Genomic DNA, 17,972 nt, shown 5'->3' with positions numbered 1-17,972 from the left:
TTCGACGTGGCAGCACCGCAGAACTACCTCGCAGTCATCAAGGTCATCGGTGTCGGCGGCGGTGGTGTCAATGCCATCAACCGAATGATCGAGGTCGGTCTCAAGGGCGTCGAGTTCATCGCCATCAACACCGACGCACAGGCGCTGTTGATGAGCGACGCCGACGTCAAGCTCGACGTCGGCCGTGAACTCACCCGTGGCCTCGGCGCCGGGGCGAACCCGGCAGTCGGCCGCAAGGCGGCAGAGGACCACCGCGAGGAGATCGAGGAGGTCCTCAAGGGGGCCGACATGGTCTTCGTCACCGCCGGCGAAGGCGGCGGCACCGGCACCGGCGGCGCGCCCGTCGTCGCCAACATCGCGCGCTCGCTCGGCGCCCTGACGATCGGTGTGGTCACCCGGCCGTTCACCTTCGAGGGCCGCCGTCGCGCCAACCAGGCGGAGGACGGCATCGCCGAGCTCCGCGAAGAGGTCGACACCCTCATCGTCATCCCGAACGACCGACTGCTCTCGATCTCGGACCGCCAGGTCTCCGTGCTCGACGCCTTCAAGTCGGCCGACCAGGTGCTGCTGAGCGGCGTCCAGGGCATCACCGACCTCATCACCACCCCGGGTCTGATCAACCTCGACTTCGCCGACGTCAAGTCGGTCATGTCCGAGGCCGGTTCCGCCCTCATGGGCATCGGCTCCGCCCGCGGCGACGACCGCGCGGTGGCCGCGGCCGAGATGGCGATCTCCTCGCCGCTCCTGGAGGCGTCCATCGACGGCGCCCGCGGTGTGCTGCTCTCCATCTCCGGCGGCAGCGACCTCGGTCTCTTCGAGATCAACGAGGCCGCCCAGCTGGTGAGCGAGGCCGCCCACCCCGAGGCGAACATCATCTTCGGTGCCGTCATCGACGACGCCCTCGGCGACGAGGTCCGGGTCACCGTGATCGCCGCCGGCTTCGACGGCGGCCAGCCGCCGGCCCGCCGGGACAACATCATCGGCTCGGTCTCCGCCAAGCGCGAGGAGCCGGCCCCGGCCCCGCGCATCACCGAGACCTCCCGCCCGCTGGGCGGTCTGGGCACGGTGACCCCGCGCGAGGAGCCCGCGGCGCCGGTCGACCCGGCGCCGGCCGTCAGCGAGACCCCGCTGCCGCCCGTCACCCCGCCGGTGGTCCCGCCGGCCCGCCCGTACCCGGACACCCAGGCCGAAGAGCTGGATGTCCCGGACTTCTTGAAGTGATAGGGCAGCGTTACGACACGAGCGGCGCCCACTTCGCCTTCACCGACCGGTGGGGCGGGGTGAGCGCCGTTCCGTACGAGGAGCTCAACCTCGGCGGAGCCGTGGGCGACGACCCCGCGGCCGTACGGGCCAACCGCGAGCGGGCGGCCGGCGCACTCGGGCTCGACCCGGCCCTGGTGGTCTGGATGAACCAGGTGCACGGCGCCGACGTCGCCGTGGTGGAGGGCCCCTGGCGGCAGGACGCCGTCCCGTCGGTGGACGCGATCGTCACCGACCGGCCCGGACTGGCCCTCGCGGTGCTCACCGCGGACTGCGTGCCCGTGCTCCTCGCCGACCCCGTCGCCGGGGTCGTCGCGGCCGCCCACGCCGGGCGGCCCGGGATGGTCGCCGGGGTCGTCCCGGCCACCGTCTCCCGGATGGCCGAACTCGGCGCCCGCCCCGAGCGGATCGTCGCCCGCACCGGCCCCGCCGTCTGCGGGCGCTGCTACGAGGTCCCGGAGACCATGCGCGCCGAGGTCGCCGCCGTCGAACCGGCCGCCCACGCCGAGACCTCCTGGGGAACCCCCGCCGTCGACGTCACCGCGGGAGTGCTCGACCAGCTCGCGCGGCTGGGCGTCACCGACGTGACCGCGAGCGGGGTCTGCACCCTGGAGTCCCCGGACCACTACTCGTACCGCCGCGACCGCACCACCGGGCGACTCGCGGGATATGTCTGGCTGAACCGAGAAGAGACATGACGGACCGCAAGGCGGAACTCGCCGCGAACCTGGCCCGGGTGGAGGCGCGCATCGCCGCCGCCTGCGCCGCCGCCGGAAGAGCGCGGGAGGAGGTGACCCTCATCGTGGTCACCAAGACCTACCCCGCGAGCGATGTGAGGATCCTGCACGGACTCGGGGTGCGGCACGTGGCCGAGAACCGGGACCAGGACGCCGCCCCCAAGGCGGCGGCGTGTGCGGACCTCGACCTGAACTGGCACTTCGTCGGCCAGCTGCAGACCAACAAGGTCCGTTCCGTGGTGGGTTATGCCGATGTGGTGCAGTCCGTCGACCGCTTGAAGCTCGTTTCCTCTCTCTCCGCGGCCGCGGAGAAGGCGGAGCGGGAGCTGGGCTGTCTGATCCAGGTCGCGCTCGACGCCGAGTCCGGCGCCCGGGGCGACCGGGGCGGGGTGGCCCCCGACGGCATCGAGGAGTTGGCGGCGGCGGTGGACGCCGCGCCCGGACTGCGGCTCGACGGACTGATGACCGTCGCACCGCTGGCCGGTCCGTTCGCGGGCAGGCAACGGGCCGCCTTCGACCGGCTGATGGATTTGTCGACTGCCCTGCGCGCGACCCGTCCGGCTGCGAACATGGTGTCAGCAGGGATGAGTGCGGACCTCGAGGAGGCCGTGGCGGCCGGAGCGACACACGTACGCATCGGTACGGCGGTACTCGGAGTCCGCCCGAAGCTCGGGTAACGTCGCGAAGCAAGTCGGACCACAGCAGAAAATATGGTCATTCCGCCAGGGAGGCGGGGGGACCTCGTGGATCGCGGGCACTTGGTGACACTGCGACATTCGGTAAGGGCGATCCACCACAGAGCGGAGGATTCAGAGAATGGCCGGCGCGATGCGCAAGATGGCGGTCTACCTCGGCCTCGTGGAGGACGATGGCTACGACGGCCGGGGCTTCGACCCCGACGACGACTTCGAACCCGAGCTGGAGCCGGAGCCCGAGCGCGACCGGCGCCATCACCAGCCCCCGCGCCAGGTGGAGCGGGAGGAGCCGGTGCGCGTGGTGAGCCCGCCCGCACCCCGGGAGCCCGTGTCCCATTCTGTCCCGGTACCCGCCGAGAGCGGGCGTCCGGCCCGAATTGCCCCCGTGGCATCCATCACACCAGAACGCCCGAACCTGGAGAAGAACGCACCGGTGATCATGCCCAAGGTCGTGTCCGAGCGGGAGCCGTACCGCATCACCACGCTGCACCCGCGGACGTACAACGAGGCCCGTACCATCGGGGAACACTTCCGCGAGGGCACCCCGGTGATCATGAACCTCACGGAGATGGACGACACCGACGCGAAGCGACTTGTCGACTTTGCCGCCGGACTCGTCTTCGGGCTCCATGGCAGCATTGAGCGCGTGACGCAGAAGGTGTTCCTGTTGTCGCCTGCTAACGTCGATGTCACGGCGGAGGACAAGGCCCGCATCGCAGAGGGCGGATTCTTCAACCAGAGCTGAGAACACGAGACCGAGAACGACCCGGCCGCGAGGCCGGACAAGCGAGAGCCAGGGGAGAGGGAAGCGCGGGATGGGCGTCGCACTGCAGGTGGTCTACATCGCGCTGATGTGCTTCCTTGTCCTCCTGATCTTCCGGCTGGTCATGGACTACGTCTTCCAGTTCGCCCGTTCATGGCAACCCGGTAAGGCGATGGTGGTCGTTCTGGAGGCCACCTACACTGTCACCGATCCACCGCTCAAGCTTCTGCGGCGGCTCATCCCGCCGCTGCGTCTCGGGGGCGTGGCACTCGACCTGTCCTTCTTCGTTCTGATGATCATCGTCTACATCCTGATCTCCGTCGTGAGCAGCTTCGCGAGGTGATGGTGGAGGTAAATGTGGACGATACGGTCTTGCCGACTGCCGACGACTACGTAGAGGTGAAGAAGAGATGCCGCTGACCCCCGAGGACGTGCGGAACAAGCAGTTCACGACCGTCCGCCTTCGAGAAGGCTATGACGAGGACGAGGTCGATGCCTTTCTCGACGAGGTCGAGGCCGAGCTGACCCGTCTGCTCCGCGAGAACGAGGACCTGCGCGCCAAGCTGGCCGCCGCGACCCGTGCCGCCGCGCAGAACCAGCAGCAGCAGGGCATGCGCAAGCCGCCGGAGCCGCAGGACCGTCCCGTCGGTCCCGGCGCCCCCGTGCCCGCCGCCATATCCGGTCCGCCGGCCCAGCAGCAGCCCCCGCAGATGGGCCCGCCGCAGCTGCCGTCCGGTGCGCCCGCGCTTCCCGCCGGCCCCATGCAGGGCGGTCCGATGCAGGGCGGCCCGATGGGCCCCGGCCCGATGCAGGGCGGCCCCATGCAGGGCGGTCCCATGGGTCACCCGCAGCAGCAGCCGATGCAGCCCATGCAGCCGATGCAGCCCATGCAGCCGGCCCAGGGTCCGGGTGGCGACAGCGCCGCGCGTGTCCTCTCGCTGGCCCAGCAGACCGCGGACCAGGCGATCGCGGAGGCCCGTTCCGAGGCCAACAAGATCGTCGGCGAGGCGCGTTCGCGCGCCGAGGGCCTGGAGCGGGACGCCCGCGCCAAGGCCGACGCGCTGGAGCGGGACGCGCAGGAGAAGCACCGCGTCGCGATGGGCTCCCTGGAGTCCGCCCGTGCGACCCTCGAGCGCAAGGTCGAGGACCTGCGGGGCTTCGAGCGTGAGTACCGGACCCGCCTGAAGTCGTACCTGGAGTCGCAGCTGCGTCAGCTGGAGACCCAGGCCGACGACTCGCTGGCCCCGGCGCGCACCCCCGCGACCGCGTCCCTGCCGCCGTCCCCCTCGATGGCCTCGGCGGGTGCCCCCGCCCCGTCCTTCGGCGGCAACGGCACGATGGGCGGCGCCCCGTCGTACGGCGGTCAGCAGCAGATGTCCCCGGCGATGACCCAGCCGATGGCTCCGGTCCGTCCGCAGGCTCCGCAGCCGATGCAGCAGGCGCCGGCGCCGATGCGCGGCTTCCTCATCGACGAGGACGACAACTGACGGCCCGCGCATAGCGCCGTCGTCGGCAGTCTCAAGGGCCGGGCCCTGGGTTGATTCCCAGGGCCCGGCCCTTTTGCGTGCGTGTGCGTCGGGGGAGGGCGGCCTCGACCGGGCCCTCGCCTCCCGGGGTACGGCGAAGGGCCCGGCCCCGGGAGGGGGCCGGGCCCTTCGGCCGCGGGCTGTTATGCCTTGCGGAGGCGGAAGGTGAGGGCCAGGCCCTCGTCTTCGAAGGGGGCGCCGTACGTGTCGTCGGCGGGGCCCTCCGCGTGGTCCGTGGCCAGGACCTCGTCCGCGATCAGGGCGGCGTGGGCCGTCAGGGCCTCCGTCGTCTCGGGGGACGTGGAGGTCCAGCGCAGGGCGATGCGGTCGGCGACGTCCAGGCCGCTGTTCTTGCGGGCCTCCTGGATCAGGCGGATCGCGTCACGGGCCAGGCCCGCCCTGCGCAGCTCCGGGGTGATCTCCAGGTCGAGGGCGACCGTGGCGCCGGAGTCCGAGGCCACCGACCAGCCCTCGCGGGGGGTCTCGGTGATGATGACCTCCTCGGGGGTCAGCGTCACCTCCTCGCCGTTCACCGTCACCACGGCCTGGCCGTCGCGCAGCGCCAGCGACAGCGCCGCCGCGTCCGCCGCCGCCACCGCCTTCGCCACGTCCTGGACGCCCTTGCCGAAACGCTTGCCCAGCGCGCGGAAGTTCGCCTTGGCCGTCGTGTCGACGAGGGAGCCGCCGACCTCCGAGAGGGAGGCGAGCGAGGAGACGTTCAGCTCCTCCGTGATCTGCGCCTGGAGCTCGGGGGACAGGGCCGCGAAGCCCGTCGCCGCGACCAGCGCCCGGGAGAGCGGCTGGCGGGTCTTCACACCCGACTCGGCGCGGGTCGCACGGCCCAGCTCGACCAGGCGGCGCACCAGCAGCATCTGCTCCGAGAGGGCCGGGTCGACCAGCGACGGGTCCACCTCGGGCCACGTCGCCAGGTGGACCGACTCCGGGGCGTCCGGGGTGACCGGGACGACCAGGTCCTGCCACACCCGCTCGGTGATGAAGGGGGTCAGCGGGGCCATCAGGCGGGTGACCGTCTCCACGACCTCGTGCAGGGTGCGCAGCGCGCCCTTGTCGCCCTGCCAGAAGCGCCGGCGCGAGCGCCGCACGTACCAGTTGGAGAGGTCGTCGACGAACGCCGAGAGCAGCTTGCCGGTGCGCTGGGTGTCGTACGCCTCCATCGCCTCGGTGGCCTCGGCCACCAGCGTGTTCAGCTCGGACAGCAGCCAGCGGTCGAGGACCGTGCGGTCGGCCGGCGCCGGGTCGGCCGCGGACGGGGCCCAGCCGGAGGTGCGGGCGTACAGGGCCTGGAAGGCGACCGTGTTCCAGTAGGTGAGGAGCGTCTTGCGGACGACCTCCTGGATCGTGCCGTGACCCACGCGCCGCGCCGCCCACGGCGAGCCGCCGGCCGCCATGAACCAGCGGACCGCGTCGGCGCCGTGCTGGTCCATCAGCGGGATCGGCTGCAGGATGTTGCCCAGGTGCTTGGACATCTTGCGGCCGTCCTCGGCGAGGATGTGGCCGAGGCAGACGACGTTCTCGTACGAGGACTTGTCGAAGACCAGGGTGCCGACCGCCATCAGCGTGTAGAACCAGCCGCGGGTCTGGTCGATCGCCTCCGAGATGAACTGCGCCGGGTAGCGCGACTCGAAGAGCTCCTTGTTCTGGTACGGGTAGCCGTACTGCGCGAACGGCATCGAGCCCGAGTCGTACCAGGCGTCGATGACCTCCGGCACCCGGACCGACTCCAGGCCGCAGCCCTCCGTCGGGCACGGGAAGGTCACCGCGTCGATGAACGGGCGGTGCGGGTCGAGCTCGGACTGGTCCGTGCCGGTCAGCTCGGACAGCTCCGCGCGCGAGCCCACGCACGTGAGGTGGTCCTCCGCGCAGCGCCAGATCGGCAGCGGGGTGCCCCAGTAGCGGTTGCGGGAGAGCGCCCAGTCGATGTTGTTGTTCAGCCAGTCGCCGAAGCGCCCGTGCTTGACCGAGTCCGGGAACCAGTTGGTCTTCTCGTTCTCCTGGAGGAGACGGTCCTTGACCGCGGTCGTACGGATGTACCAGGACGGCTGCGCGTAGTACAGCAGCGCCGTGTGGCAGCGCCAGCAGTGCGGGTAGCTGTGCTCGTACGCGATGTGCCGGTAGAGCAGGCCGCGCGCGTCCAGGTCGGCGGTCAGCCGCTCGTCGGCCTTCTTGAAGAAGACGCCGCCGACCAGCGGCACGTCCTCCTCGAAGGTGCCGTCGGGGCGGACCGGGTTCACGACCGGAAGGCCGTACGCCTTGCAGACCTTGAGGTCGTCCTCGCCGAAGGCGGGCGACTGGTGGACCAGCCCCGTACCGTCCTCGGTCGTCACGTACTCGGCGTTGACGACGTAGTGGGCCTCGTCGGGGAACTCCACCAGCTCGAAGGGGCGCTGGTAGGTCCAGCGCTCCATCTCGGCGCCGGTGAAGGACTCGCCGGTGGTCACCCAGCCCTCGCCGAGCGCCTTCTCCAGGAGCGGCTCGGCGACGACCAGGCGCTCGTCGCCGTCCGTGGCGACCACGTAGGTCACCTCGGGGTGGGCGGCGACGGCCGTGTTGGACACCAGGGTCCAGGGGGTCGTCGTCCAGACCACCAGCGCCGCCTTGCCGGCGAGCGGGCCGGAGGTCAGCGGGAAGCGCACGTACACCGAGGGGTCGACGACCGTCTCGTAGCCCTGGGCCAGCTCGTGGTCGGACAGGCCGGTGCCGCAGCGGGGGCACCAGGGGGCGACCCGGTGGTCCTGGACGAGCAGGTCCTTGTCGAAGATCTGCTTCAGCGACCACCAGACCGACTCGATGTACGAGGGGTCCATGGTCCGGTACGCGTCGTCGAGGTCGACCCAGTAGCCCATGCGGGTCGTCAGCTCGGCGAAGGCGTCGGTGTGCCGGGTCACGGACTCGCGGCACTTGGCGTTGAACTCGGCGATGCCGTACGCCTCGATGTCCTTCTTGCCGGAGAAGCCGAGCTCCTTCTCGACGGCGAGCTCGACCGGCAGGCCGTGGCAGTCCCAGCCGGCCTTGCGGGCCACGTGGTAGCCCCGCATGGTGCGGAAGCGGGGGAAGACGTCCTTGAAGACGCGGGCCTCGATGTGGTGGGCGCCGGGCATGCCGTTGGCGGTGGGCGGGCCCTCGTAGAACACCCACTCGGGGCGTCCCTCGGACTGCTCCAGGGTCTTGGCGAAGACCTTGTTGTCCTGCCAGAAGTCGAGCACCGCGTGCTCGAGCGCGGGCAGGTCGACCTGGGCGGGCACCTGGCGGTATTGCGGCGGCGTCATGCTTGCGAGCTCCTCCGGCGGGCTGTTGCGCTTCCGTCCGGAGGGACGAGAGCACGGCTCCCGCGGTACCACCCTCCTTGGCCCCGGCCGGCCGCTGCCGTCCTGGGCCCCCTCATTGGGGTCGCGACGCCGGGTCTACTCGCCGCGTTCGACCGCGGTTTTCTTCCGGCAGCTCCGGGGTGATGCTTCACATCGGGCTCGCCCCCGGGCTCTCACCGTCCCCGGGTCGCTCATGGCTGCGTACGACGCTACTCGTCCCCATCCAAGCCTTTCGCTCAGGCCAGTGTACGGGGCCCGGGCGGCACCGGCCGACCGGTTTTCGGGTGTTTCCCCGTGACCCGAATGGGCACACGGGCCCGCGCGGAGTCGGACTTCGGCCAAGTGGGGGAGGGCGGGGACGGATAACCCGCCAGGGAGCTGGGCACAACCGAGGCAGGCTCGTCCCGAAGGGCGCCGGGGCGGGCGTGCAGGGCGGCGTGCCCCGTTGCCGCGGGCCTTGGGCCGATTTATCGTCCCAGCACGATTCGCGAGCAAGATCACAAAATGTGAAGGGGCCGCGACATGACGGCGAAGAAGACCGCCGCGAAGAAGGCGACCACCGCGAAGAACGCGACGGCCGTCAAGAAGTCCGCGCCCGCGAAGACCACGGCGAAGGCCGCGAGCAAAGCGCCTGCCAAGAAGGCGCCTGCCAAGAAGGCGGCTGCCAAGAAGGCGCCTGCCAAGAAGGCGCCTGCCAAGAAGGCGGCCGCCAAGAAGACGCCTGCGAAGAAGGCGGCACCCGCGAAGACCGCGGCGGCGAGGAAGACGGCGACGGCCGACAAGGCGGCCGGGCCGGAGAAGGCGACGAAGAAGACCGCCAGGACGGCGAAGACCGCGACCGAGAAGACAGGAGCCAGGACGGTGGCAGCGAAGAAGACCGCGGGCGGTGTCACGACGGCCGCGAGCGACGCCGCGGTGCCCCACTCCCGTACCGGCGAGCTCGCCGTACGGCCGGGGGAGGACCCGTGGACCCCGGAGGAGGTCGCCGAGGCCCGCAGCGTGCTGCAGGCGGAGGTGCTGCGGCTGCGGAGCGAGCTGGTCCACTCGCAGGAGGAGCTGACCGGCCTGATGCGCGACTCCGGCGACGGCGCCGGCGACGACCAGGCCGACACCGGCACGAAGAACATCACGCGCGAGCACGAGCTCGCCCTGGCGGCCAACGCGCGCGAGATGCTGGAACAGACCGAGCACGCCCTGGAGCGGCTCGACGCGGGCACGTACGGCCTGTGCGAGGTCTGCGGCAAGCCCATCGGCAAGGCCAGGATGCAGGCCTTTCCCCGGGCCACGCTCTGTGTGGAGGACAAGCAGAAGCAGGAGCGCCGCGGCTGACGTGGCGCGGGGAGTGTGCCGTACCCTCGTGCACATGGCAGAGGCGGAGAGCGTCATCGGTACGCCGGATTCAGGTACGCCGGATTCAGCAGGGGCCGACGAGACGGCCGTCCCCGAGCAGCGGCCCACGGGGAGGCGACGGATCGTCGCCCTGTTCGTCGTGGCCGTGCTGGCCTATCTGCTCGACCTCGGCAGCAAGATGCTGGTGGTCGAGAAGCTGGAGGGGCACGCGCCGGTCAAGGTCGTCGGCGACCTGCTGCGCTTCGAGGCCATCCGCAACCCGGGCGCCGCCTTCGGCATGGGCGAGGCCTTCACGATCATCTTCACGGTGATCGCGGCCGTGGTCATCGCGGTGATCATCCGTCTCGCGCGCAAGCTCTACAGCCTGCCCTGGGCGATCGCGCTCGGGCTGCTGCTCGGCGGTGCGCTCGGCAATCTGACCGACCGGATCTTCCGCTCCCCGGGCGTCTTCGAGGGTGCGGTCGTGGACTTCATCGCCCCGGCCCACTTCGCCGTCTTCAACCTGGCCGACTCGGCGATCGTCTGCGGCGGCATCCTGATCGTCCTGCTGTCCTTCCGGGGCCTGGACCCCGACGGCACCGTCCACAAGGACTGACAAGGCATACTCGACGGGTGAGCACGAGTCCCGAGATCCGCACCCTGCCCGTTCCCGATGGCCTTGAGGGCGAGCGCGTCGACGCCGCCATCGCCCGTATGTTCGGGTTCTCCCGTACGAAGGCGGCCGAGCTGGCCGCCGCAGGCAAGGTCCAGGTCGACGGCGCCGTCGTCGGCAAGTCCGAGCGGGTCAGCGGCGGCGCGTGGCTCGAGGTCGAGATGCCCGGCGCGCCCGCCCCGGTGCAGGTCGTCGCGGAGCCCGTCGAGGGCATGGAGATCGTCCACGACGACGACGACATCGTCGTGATCATGAAGCCGGTCGGCGTCGCCGCCCACCCCAGCCCCGGCTGGACCGGCACCACCGTGATCGGCGGCCTCGCCGCCGCCGGCTACCGGATCTCCACCTCCGGCGCCGCCGAGCGCCAGGGCATCGTGCACCGCCTCGACGTCGGCACCTCCGGCCTGATGGTGGTGGCGAAGTCGGAGTACGCGTACACCTCGCTGAAGCGCCAGTTCAAGGAGCGCGTGGTCGACAAGCGCTACCACGCCCTGGTGCAGGGCCACCCGGACCCGCTGAGCGGCACCATCGACGCCCCCATCGGCCGGCACCCGAACCACGACTACAAGTGGGCCGTCACCGCCGACGGCAAGGCGTCCGTGACCCACTACGACCTCATCGAGGCCTACCGCGCGGCCTCGCTGCTCGACATCAAGCTGGAGACGGGCCGCACCCACCAGATCCGGGTGCACATGTCCGCCCACCGCCACCCCTGCGTCGGCGACCTCACCTACGGCGCCGACCCCACGATGGCGAAGCGCCTCGGCCTCACCCGCCAGTGGCTGCACGCGGTGCGGCTCGGCTTCGAGCACCCCGGCGACGGCCAGTGGGTCGAGTTCGCCAGCACCTACCCGGCGGACCTGCAGACCGCGCTCGACCGGATCGCGTCGGAGAGCCGGTGACCGGGCCCGCGTACACCGTCCGGGAGGCCGCGGCCGCCGAGGACCGCGAGGCCTGCTTCGCGGTCCGCCGCGAGGTCTTCGTCGAGGAGCAGGGCGTCCCGCAGGAGCTGGAGTACGACTCGTACGACGCGACCGCCGTGCATGTCCTCGCGATCCGGCAGGACGGGGTGCCGCTGGGCACCGGCCGGCTCCTGACCGGGGCGGACGCGACCGCCAAGACCGGCGCCGACGCCTCGGTGGGCTCGCTCGGCCGGCTCGCCGTGAACAAGGCCGCGCGCGGCCTCGGGGTGGGCGCGGCCCTGGTCCGGGCCATCGAGGACGCGGCCCGCGGGCGCGGCCTCGCCGCCGTCGACCTGCACGCCCAGACCCATGCGCTCGGCTTCTACGAGCGGCTGGGCTACGAGGCGTACGGCCCGGAGTTCCCGGACGCCGGGATGCCGCACCGCGCGATGCGAAGGGCGCTGTGATCCGGCAGGGGTAATACCTGCCAAAGCGGACGTACGTGACAGGGTGGGGCCGTGGATCAATTGGCCCTGCTGTTCCTGCTGCTCCTCGGCGCCGTGCTGACCGTGCCCCTCGGGGACCGGCTCGGGCTGCCCGCACCCGTCCTGATGACCCTCGTCGGGATCGTGCTGGCCTTCCTGCCCTTCGTGCCCGACGTCGACATCCCGCCCGAGTACATCCTGCCGCTGGTGCTGCCACCCCTGCTGTACGCCTCCGTTCAGCGCACCTCCTGGCGCCAGTTCGCGGCGAACAGGCGCCCGATCTTCCTGCTCGCGGTGGCCCTGGTCTTCGTCACCACGGCTGCCGTCGGCGCGGTCGCCGACCTGCTCGTGCCCGCGATCCCGCTGGCCGCCGCGCTCGCGCTCGGCGCCCTGGTGGCCCCGCCCGACCCGGTCGCGGCGACCGCGGTGGCGGGCTCGCTGGGGCTGCCGAGGCGGCTCGTGTCGATCCTGGAGGGCGAGGGGCTCTTCAACGACGTCACCGCGATCGTGCTCTACAACGTGGCGATCACGGCCGTGGTCAGCGGCTCCTTCTCGTGGCCCGAGGCGCTCGGCGCGCTGGTCCTGTCGGCCGTCGTCGCGATCGGCGTCGGACTCGCGCTCGGCTGGCTCACCAACAAGCTGATGGGCTTCCTCGGCGACGTCACCCTGCAGACCGGCCTCACCCTGCTGGTGCCCTTCGTCTCCTACGTGCTCGCCGAGGAGCTGCACGGCTCCGGAGTGCTCGCCGTGCTGGTCACCGCGCTCTTCCTCGCCGAGCACGCGGTCGACGCCGACGACGTGATGGGCCGGCTCGCCGCGCAGAGCTTCTGGGAGGTGGTCGACATGCTGGTCACCGGCATCGCGTTCGGGCTGATCGGCCTGGAGCTCGTGAACGTCTTCGGGGTCGTCGAGGACCACGGGCGGCAGGTGCTCGGCTGGGGCGCTGCCGTCGTGGGCGTGGTGGTCGGCGTCCGGCTGCTGTGGCTGCTGCCCGCCACCTGGCTGGCGAAGCGGCTGCACACCGGGCGGGACTACGCCGAGGAGATCCCGATGAGCTGGCGGGAGACCGTCGTCATGTGGTGGTCGGGGATGCGCGGGGTGGCCTCGGTGGCGCTCGCCCTCGCCATCCCGCTGCGCACGGACGACGGCGCGCCCTTCCCCGGCCGGGACGAGATCGTCTTCATCGCCTTCTGTGTGATCATCGCCACCCTCGTCGTCCAGGGGCTCACCCTGCCCTGGCTCGTGAGGCGGCTCGGCGTGCGGGCCGACGCCGACGCGGAGCGGGCCTTCGAGCGGGATCTCGCCGTCCGCGCGGCGAAGGCGGCCAAGCGGCGCCTGAAGGAGATCGAGGAGGCCGAGGAGCTGCCCGAGGAGCTCGCGGAGCGGCTGCAGCGGGGGGCCTACGACATCGGGGCGCGGATCAGTCCGGACATGGTCGACGACGAGCGGCGGGCGGCGTTCACCGAGCGGGTGGAGCGGGTGAAGAAGATGCAGCGGATCCAGAAGGAGCTGATGTCGGCGGCCCGCCACGCGGTGCTCTCGGCGCGCAGCGAGCCGGGCGCCGACCCGGAGGTGGTGGACCGGGTGCTGCGCCAGCTGGACGTGCGCAGCATGCGTTAGGGCAGGTCCGGCGGGTGGCAGGATGGGCCGCATGGACATCATGCTTTTCCACTCGGTCTACGGGATGCGCCCCGCGGTTCAGGCCGCGGCCGAGCGGCTGCGGGCCGCCGGGCACCAGGTCTGGACGCCGGACCTCTTCGAGGGCCGGACGGCCGGCACGGTCGAGGAGGGCATGGCGCTCAGGGACGAGATCGGCAAGGACGAGCTGCTCCGGCGCGCGGTCCTCGCCGCCGCCCCGTACTCGGAGCGGGGGCTCGTCTACATGGGCCTGTCCTTCGGGGCATCGGTGGCGCAGACGCTGGCGCTCGGCGACGAGAAGGCGCGGGGGCTGCTGCTGCTCCACGGCACCTCGGACATCGCCGAGTCGGCGTCGGTGGACGAGCTGCCCGTGCAGCTGCACGTGGCGGAGCCCGACCCGTTCGAGACGGACGACTGGCTGTCGGCCTGGTACCTGCAGATGCGCAGGGCCGGCGCGGACGTGGAGGTCTACCGCTACCGGGGCGCCGGGCACGTCTACACCGACCCGGAGCTGCCGGACTGGGACGCGCAGGCGGCGGAGGAGACCTGGTCGGTCGCGCTGTCCTTCCTGGACAGCCTGTAGCTCCCGGGCCGACGGGACCGAAAGGGCGTGGCCCCCGGGGGAGTTCCCCGGGGGCCACGCCCGTGTGTCCGGACGGTGCGTCAGGCGCGGTACGCGACCCAGGAGTCGTTCATGCGGGTCACCTGGCCCGAGGTGAACTGGTACATGCAGGAGTCGTACGTGTAGTCCATGAAGTTGTGGATCGGGTCCACACCCGCCTTGGAGGTGCAGGTGTCACGGCCAGTCGGGCACTCGAAGGCGGCGCTCTTCTCGGCCGGGGTGTCGGCGACGTAGTCGCCGTTGCCGGTGCAGCCGCCCTGGAAGGTGTGGTACAGGCCCATCCAGTGGCCGACCTCGTGGGTCGCGGTGTCGCCCTCGTTGTAGTTGGTGGCGGAGCCGCCCGGGAGGGAGGTGTCGAGGATGACGACACCGTCCATCTTCGGGCTGGAGTTGTACGAGGACGGGAAGGTCGCCCAGCCGAGGAGGCCGCCGCCGAGGTTGGCGGTGTAGATGTTCAGCGCGTTGGCGCCGCCCTTGCGGAGGGTGTTCTTCATGTCCTTCTCGGCCTGCGAGCCGGAGGACACGTTGTACCAGGTGGCGTTGTCCGTGTAGTCGGTCGCGGCGAGGGAGAACTGGAAGCCCGAGTTCACGTTGCCGCTGCCCTGGCCGGCGTACGCGGCGTTGAGGACGGCGATCTGGTTGTTGACGGCGGTGCTGCTGAGCTTGCCCGTCGTGCCGCTGTGGATGACGTGGAAGTAGACGGGGATCGTCACCGTGGCGGCGGCGTCTGCTCCGGCGGTCGCGGAGAGCCGGCCGGCGGCGCGGGCGGCGGAGACCTTCTTCTTCAGGTCGTCGTCCATGGCCTTGGCCTGGGCGGCGGTGATGTCGTTGGGCTCGGCCTTGGTGGCGCCGGACTTGGCCTTGCGGGCGCCCGACAGGGTGGCGGAGCCGTCCGCGCACTTCTCGGCGGAGGCCAGCGTCGTCGTGGTCGGGGTCGCCGCCGGGGCGGAGAGGGGCGCCAGGGCCAGGGTTCCGGCCATCACGGCGGTGCCGAGCACACGGCGTGACATACGCGGCGATATGCGGACGAAAGCGCGCACGGTGACTCCTCGCGGGGGGTGTGGGGAGGCACTTCCTCGCCACTGGCCGGGAGATTACGCGTCCATGTCAGACATCGTTGAGGATTGATCAAGCCCAATCATTCGTGCCGCAAATCGGGTCATGGGGAAGAAAAACTTGCGCCGATTCCAGGGTTTGAGACGTCGACGTAACAGAAGTGACGACAAAGGCGGGTGGTGTGTCCGGTTTCGATCTCCCGGACTCGCCACCCGCCGTAGCCATGTGATCTGCCGTTAACAAAGGCGATCATGGCTGAAAATGATCGGCCGGTCTGCCTCAGCGCACCGGCTGGTACACGCGCTCGACACGCTGCGTTCCGCTGAGCGTGCGGTACGAGCGGGCCCAGGCCGCCGTGGCGTTCACGTCCGCCCGGTCGGAGAGCGTGTAGTAGTCCATCTGCGAACGCTCGGCATTCACGTCGAGGACGCCGTAGCCGTGGTGGTCCATGTCCACCCACTTCACATGGCGGTTGGCGGCCTTGATCGCGCCCGCCGCCACCAGCGAGACCGTGCCCGGCGCCACGTGCAGCGTGTCGTCCAGGTTGTCCGAGGTCACCGAGGTCACCACGAACTCGGTCGCCGCGGAGGCCGAGAGCGGGTACGTCGCCGCCGTCACCGGCACGTCGTTGGCCCAGGCCATGTGGATGTCACCGGTCAGGAAGACCGTGTTGCGGATGCCCCGGTCCGTCAGGTGCCGCAGGAGCTCCCTGCGGTCGTCCGTGTAGCCGTCCCACTGGTCGACGTTGACCGCGATGCCCTCCTTGGGCAGCCCGAGCAGCTCGGCCAGCGGTTCGAGCAGATGGGCCGGCAGGGAGCCGAAGGCCACCGGCGAGATCATCACCGAGGTGCCCACCAGCTGCCAGGTCGCGTCCGAGGACGAGAGCCCCGACTTCAGCCAGTCCAGCTGCGCCCGGCCGGTGATGGAGCGCTCCGGGTCGTCGACCTTGCCGCTGCCCACGCCCGCCTGCTGGGAGCGGAAGGAGCGCAGGTCGAGCAGGTGCAGATCGGCCAGCCTGCCGAAGCGCAGCCGCCGGAAGACGGTGCCCTCGGTCGAGGTGCGCACCGGCATCCACTCGAAGTACGCGCGCTTGGCCGCCGCCACCCGGTCCGCCCACGCCCCCTCGGCGCCCGGCGTGTGGTTCTCGGCGCCGCCCGACCAGGCGTCGTTGGCGAACTCGTGGTCGTCCCAGATCGCGACCACCGGGTGCGCCGCGTGCAGCGCCTGGAGGTCGGGGTCCGTCTTGTACTTCCCGTGCCGGACGCGGTAGTCGGCGAGCGAGACGATCTCGTGGGCCGGCTCGTGCCGCCGTACGACGTACTTGGCGTCCGGGTAGGCGCCGGTGGCGTACTCGTAGACGTAGTCGCCGAGGTGGAGCACCGCGTCCAGGTCGGTGCGGGCGGCCAGGTGGCGGTAGGCGGAGAAGTAGCCAGCCTCCCAGTTGGCGCAGGAGACCACGCCGAAGCGGACGCCGGGCGCGGCCGAGTCGGCGGCGGGCGCCGTGCGGGTGCGGCCGGTGGGGGAGGCGACCCCGCCGGCGGTGAAGCGGAACCAGTAGGAGGTCGCCGGGCGCAGGCCGCGGACGTCCGCCTTGACGGTGTGGTCGCCGGCCGCGGTGGCCAGGGCCGTGCCGGCGGCCACCGGCCTGGTGAAGGCGCGGTCCTCGGCGAGCTCCCAGGAGACGTCGAGGTCGGGGCCCTTGCCGGAACCGGGTACGGCGTCGGGGGAGGGGGTGACGCGCGTCCAGAGCAGGACGCCGTCGGGCAGCGGGTCGCCCGAGGCGACGCCGTGCAGGAAGGCGGGCGCCGTGGCCTCGGCGAGCGCGGGCGAGGCGGCGGCCACCAGGGCCGGGGTCGCGACGGCCGTCACGGCGGCGGCCTTCACGACGGTGCGGCGGCTGGGGGAGGATATGAGGTTACGACTGGTCACGGGCCGTCAGATTACCGACCGGTAAGGCGAATGGGCAGAGCCGTGCGCAAAGTTCGCCGACTCTTCCGCGGGACGTCGCCTGGCGCCCCGTACCGACACCGCGGCCCCCGGACCACCGCGCTGCGGCGGGGCCGGGGGCCGGCGGAGGGTGCCGAGGAGGGCGTCAGCCCTTCATCACCTTGGCGAGCGCCGCGTTGAACTGGTCCACCGTCAGCGGCGGGTTCTCGCTGCCCTCGGCGGTCAGGGCCTTGCCGTCCATCTTCAGCGTCGGCGTGCCCTTGACCCCGCTCGCGTCGAAGGCCTGCGACATCTTCATCGCCCAGGCGTCGAAGGTGCCGTCCTCGACGTTCTTCTTGAACTCGGCGTTGCCCTTCAGGGCCGGCACCGAGTCCGCCACCTCCAGGAGGTAGGAGTCCTTGGCGAACTTGTCCTGGCTCTCCTCCGGGTGGAACTTCGTCGAGTACAGCGCCTCCTTGTACGTGAGGAAGGCCTCCGGGCTCACGTTCAGCGCCGCGCCCAGGGCCGACAGGGCGTTCTTCGAGCCCTCGCCCTGGTCGGAGTTGTCGATGAAGGTGGCACCCACGTACTTGATCTTGTACTTGCCGTCGGCGACGTCCTTAGCCACCGTGGCGCCCACGCCCTGCTCGAAGGTCGCGCAGACGGGGCAGCGGGAGTCCTCGTACAGCTCCAGGGTCTTCTTGGCCTCGGCCTTGCCGATGACGACGGTCGTGCCGTTCGCGCCCTCGGTGTTCTTCGGGGCCGTGACGTTCTTCGCGTCCGCGGCGGCCTCCCACGCGGAGGGCTTGTTGGCCTGGACGATGGCGTAGCTGATGCCGCCGACGACCGCGAGGGCGGCGACCGCCGAGACCGCGACGACGACCTGGCGGCGCGCCTTGTCCTTCTTGGCCTGGCGCTCGCGCTCCTCGCGGAGCCGCTCGCGGGCGGCTGCCTTGCTGGCCTGGCTGTTGCGCTTGCTCATGATCGTGAACTCCGTGACATGAAGGAGGAAGGGAATCGGGCGAAAGGACCGC

General features: G+C 71.2%; 16 protein-coding genes. 12 read left to right on the top strand and 4 right to left on the bottom strand.

Features of this window, described 5'->3' with window-relative positions:
• The first annotated feature begins 6 nt into the window (after positions 1-6).
• The 6 genes from ftsZ (at position 7) to ACH414_RS23210 (ending at position 4,942) form a co-directional block, all read left to right on the top strand.
• Positions 7-1,221 carry a cell division protein FtsZ gene (gene ftsZ, locus ACH414_RS23235; RefSeq protein ID WP_382540357.1) on the top strand — a complete coding sequence of 405 codons (1,215 nt, stop codon included), beginning with the start codon at positions 7-9 and terminating at the stop codon, positions 1,219-1,221.
• Positions 1,218-1,958 (top strand): peptidoglycan editing factor PgeF, encoded by a 741-nt coding sequence (gene pgeF, locus ACH414_RS23230; RefSeq protein WP_382540355.1) that lies wholly within the window; start codon positions 1,218-1,220, stop codon positions 1,956-1,958. Before ftsZ ends, pgeF begins: the two co-directional genes overlap by 4 nt.
• The gene (locus ACH414_RS23225) at positions 1,955-2,674 is read left to right on the top strand and encodes a YggS family pyridoxal phosphate-dependent enzyme (RefSeq protein WP_382540352.1); all 720 of its coding nucleotides are present in this window, start codon (positions 1,955-1,957) and stop codon (positions 2,672-2,674) included. The genes pgeF and ACH414_RS23225 overlap by 4 nt, the downstream gene beginning before the upstream one ends.
• A gap of 139 nt (positions 2,675-2,813) precedes the next feature.
• Positions 2,814-3,437, top strand: coding sequence for a cell division protein SepF (locus tag ACH414_RS23220; RefSeq protein ID WP_382540349.1), 624 nt, complete (start codon positions 2,814-2,816; stop codon positions 3,435-3,437).
• A 70-nt stretch (positions 3,438-3,507) separates the two neighbouring features.
• Positions 3,508-3,798, top strand: coding sequence for a YggT family protein (locus tag ACH414_RS23215; protein WP_361164094.1), 291 nt, complete (start codon positions 3,508-3,510; stop codon positions 3,796-3,798).
• 67 nt (positions 3,799-3,865) lie between these two features.
• A complete protein-coding gene (locus tag ACH414_RS23210) occupies positions 3,866-4,942 on the top strand; it encodes a DivIVA domain-containing protein (RefSeq protein WP_382540345.1) in 1,077 nt (358 codons plus the stop codon).
• A 182-nt stretch (positions 4,943-5,124) separates the two neighbouring features.
• Here ACH414_RS23210 and ileS read toward each other — a convergent pair whose 3' ends face one another.
• Positions 5,125-8,268 carry an isoleucine--tRNA ligase gene (gene ileS / locus ACH414_RS23205; RefSeq protein ID WP_386565089.1) on the bottom strand — a complete coding sequence of 1,048 codons (3,144 nt, stop codon included), beginning with the start codon at positions 8,266-8,268 and terminating at the stop codon, positions 5,125-5,127.
• A gap of 561 nt (positions 8,269-8,829) precedes the next feature.
• Here ileS and ACH414_RS23200 point away from each other — a divergent pair.
• Genes ACH414_RS23200 through ACH414_RS23175 form a run of 6 tightly spaced genes read left to right on the top strand, consistent with a single transcriptional unit; the run spans position 8,830 to position 13,917 of the window.
• Entirely contained in the window at positions 8,830-9,636 is an 807-nt protein-coding gene (locus ACH414_RS23200) for a TraR/DksA family transcriptional regulator (RefSeq protein WP_398943176.1), read from the top strand.
• A gap of 34 nt (positions 9,637-9,670) precedes the next feature.
• Positions 9,671-10,252, top strand: coding sequence for a signal peptidase II (gene lspA, locus ACH414_RS23195; RefSeq protein ID WP_382540337.1), 582 nt, complete (start codon positions 9,671-9,673; stop codon positions 10,250-10,252).
• Between the two features lie 17 nt (positions 10,253-10,269).
• The gene (locus ACH414_RS23190; RefSeq protein ID WP_128982242.1) at positions 10,270-11,211 is read left to right on the top strand and encodes an RluA family pseudouridine synthase; all 942 of its coding nucleotides are present in this window, start codon (positions 10,270-10,272) and stop codon (positions 11,209-11,211) included.
• Positions 11,208-11,678: a GNAT family N-acetyltransferase gene (locus tag ACH414_RS23185; protein WP_382540334.1), complete on the top strand. Its 471-nt coding sequence runs from the start codon at positions 11,208-11,210 to the stop codon at positions 11,676-11,678. The genes ACH414_RS23190 and ACH414_RS23185 overlap by 4 nt, the downstream gene beginning before the upstream one ends.
• Positions 11,679-11,729: 51 nt before the next feature.
• Complete coding sequence (locus tag ACH414_RS23180; protein WP_382540331.1) at positions 11,730-13,316, top strand: Na+/H+ antiporter; 1,587 nt, start codon at positions 11,730-11,732, stop codon at positions 13,314-13,316.
• Positions 13,317-13,347: 31 nt separating this feature from the next.
• Positions 13,348-13,917 (top strand): dienelactone hydrolase family protein, encoded by a 570-nt coding sequence (locus tag ACH414_RS23175; RefSeq protein ID WP_398943173.1) that lies wholly within the window; start codon positions 13,348-13,350, stop codon positions 13,915-13,917.
• 80 nt (positions 13,918-13,997) lie between these two features.
• On the opposite strand, the gene ACH414_RS23170 is transcribed toward ACH414_RS23175, so the two are convergent.
• The 3 genes from ACH414_RS23170 to ACH414_RS23160 form a co-directional block, all read right to left on the bottom strand.
• Positions 13,998-14,966 carry a zinc metalloprotease gene (locus tag ACH414_RS23170; protein WP_398943171.1) on the bottom strand — a complete coding sequence of 323 codons (969 nt, stop codon included), beginning with the start codon at positions 14,964-14,966 and terminating at the stop codon, positions 13,998-14,000.
• A gap of 325 nt (positions 14,967-15,291) precedes the next feature.
• On the bottom strand, positions 15,292-16,941 hold the full coding sequence (locus tag ACH414_RS23165; protein ID WP_386565082.1) for an alkaline phosphatase D family protein: 1,650 nt from the start codon (positions 16,939-16,941) through the stop codon (positions 15,292-15,294).
• Between the two features lie 163 nt (positions 16,942-17,104).
• The gene (locus tag ACH414_RS23160) at positions 17,105-17,920 is read right to left on the bottom strand and encodes a thioredoxin domain-containing protein (protein ID WP_398943169.1); all 816 of its coding nucleotides are present in this window, start codon (positions 17,918-17,920) and stop codon (positions 17,105-17,107) included.
• Positions 17,921-17,972 lie beyond the last annotated feature (52 nt).

Source organism: Streptomyces sp. NPDC020422 (assembly GCF_044386705.1).
Classification (GTDB): Bacteria; Actinomycetota; Actinomycetes; order Streptomycetales; family Streptomycetaceae; genus Streptomyces.
Note: the sequence above shows the minus strand (reverse complement) of the source record. Positions and strands in the feature narration are given on the sequence as shown.

Coding starts and splice junctions, on each gene's coding strand:
- ACH414_RS23225 (WP_382540352.1), top strand. CDS start 1,955: ATGACGGACCGCAAGGCGGAACTCGCCGCGAACCTGGCCCGGGTGGAG.
- ACH414_RS23220 (WP_382540349.1), top strand. CDS start 2,814: ATGGCCGGCGCGATGCGCAAGATGGCGGTCTACCTCGGCCTCGTGGAG.
- ACH414_RS23215 (WP_361164094.1), top strand. CDS start 3,508: ATGGGCGTCGCACTGCAGGTGGTCTACATCGCGCTGATGTGCTTCCTT.
- ACH414_RS23210 (WP_382540345.1), top strand. CDS start 3,866: ATGCCGCTGACCCCCGAGGACGTGCGGAACAAGCAGTTCACGACCGTC.
- ileS (WP_386565089.1), bottom strand. CDS start 8,268: ATGACGCCGCCGCAATACCGCCAGGTGCCCGCCCAGGTCGACCTGCCC.
- ACH414_RS23200 (WP_398943176.1), top strand. CDS start 8,830: ATGACGGCGAAGAAGACCGCCGCGAAGAAGGCGACCACCGCGAAGAAC.
- lspA (WP_382540337.1), top strand. CDS start 9,671: ATGGCAGAGGCGGAGAGCGTCATCGGTACGCCGGATTCAGGTACGCCG.
- ACH414_RS23175 (WP_398943173.1), top strand. CDS start 13,348: ATGGACATCATGCTTTTCCACTCGGTCTACGGGATGCGCCCCGCGGTT.
- ACH414_RS23170 (WP_398943171.1), bottom strand. CDS start 14,966: ATGTCACGCCGTGTGCTCGGCACCGCCGTGATGGCCGGAACCCTGGCC.
- ACH414_RS23160 (WP_398943169.1), bottom strand. CDS start 17,920: ATGAGCAAGCGCAACAGCCAGGCCAGCAAGGCAGCCGCCCGCGAGCGG.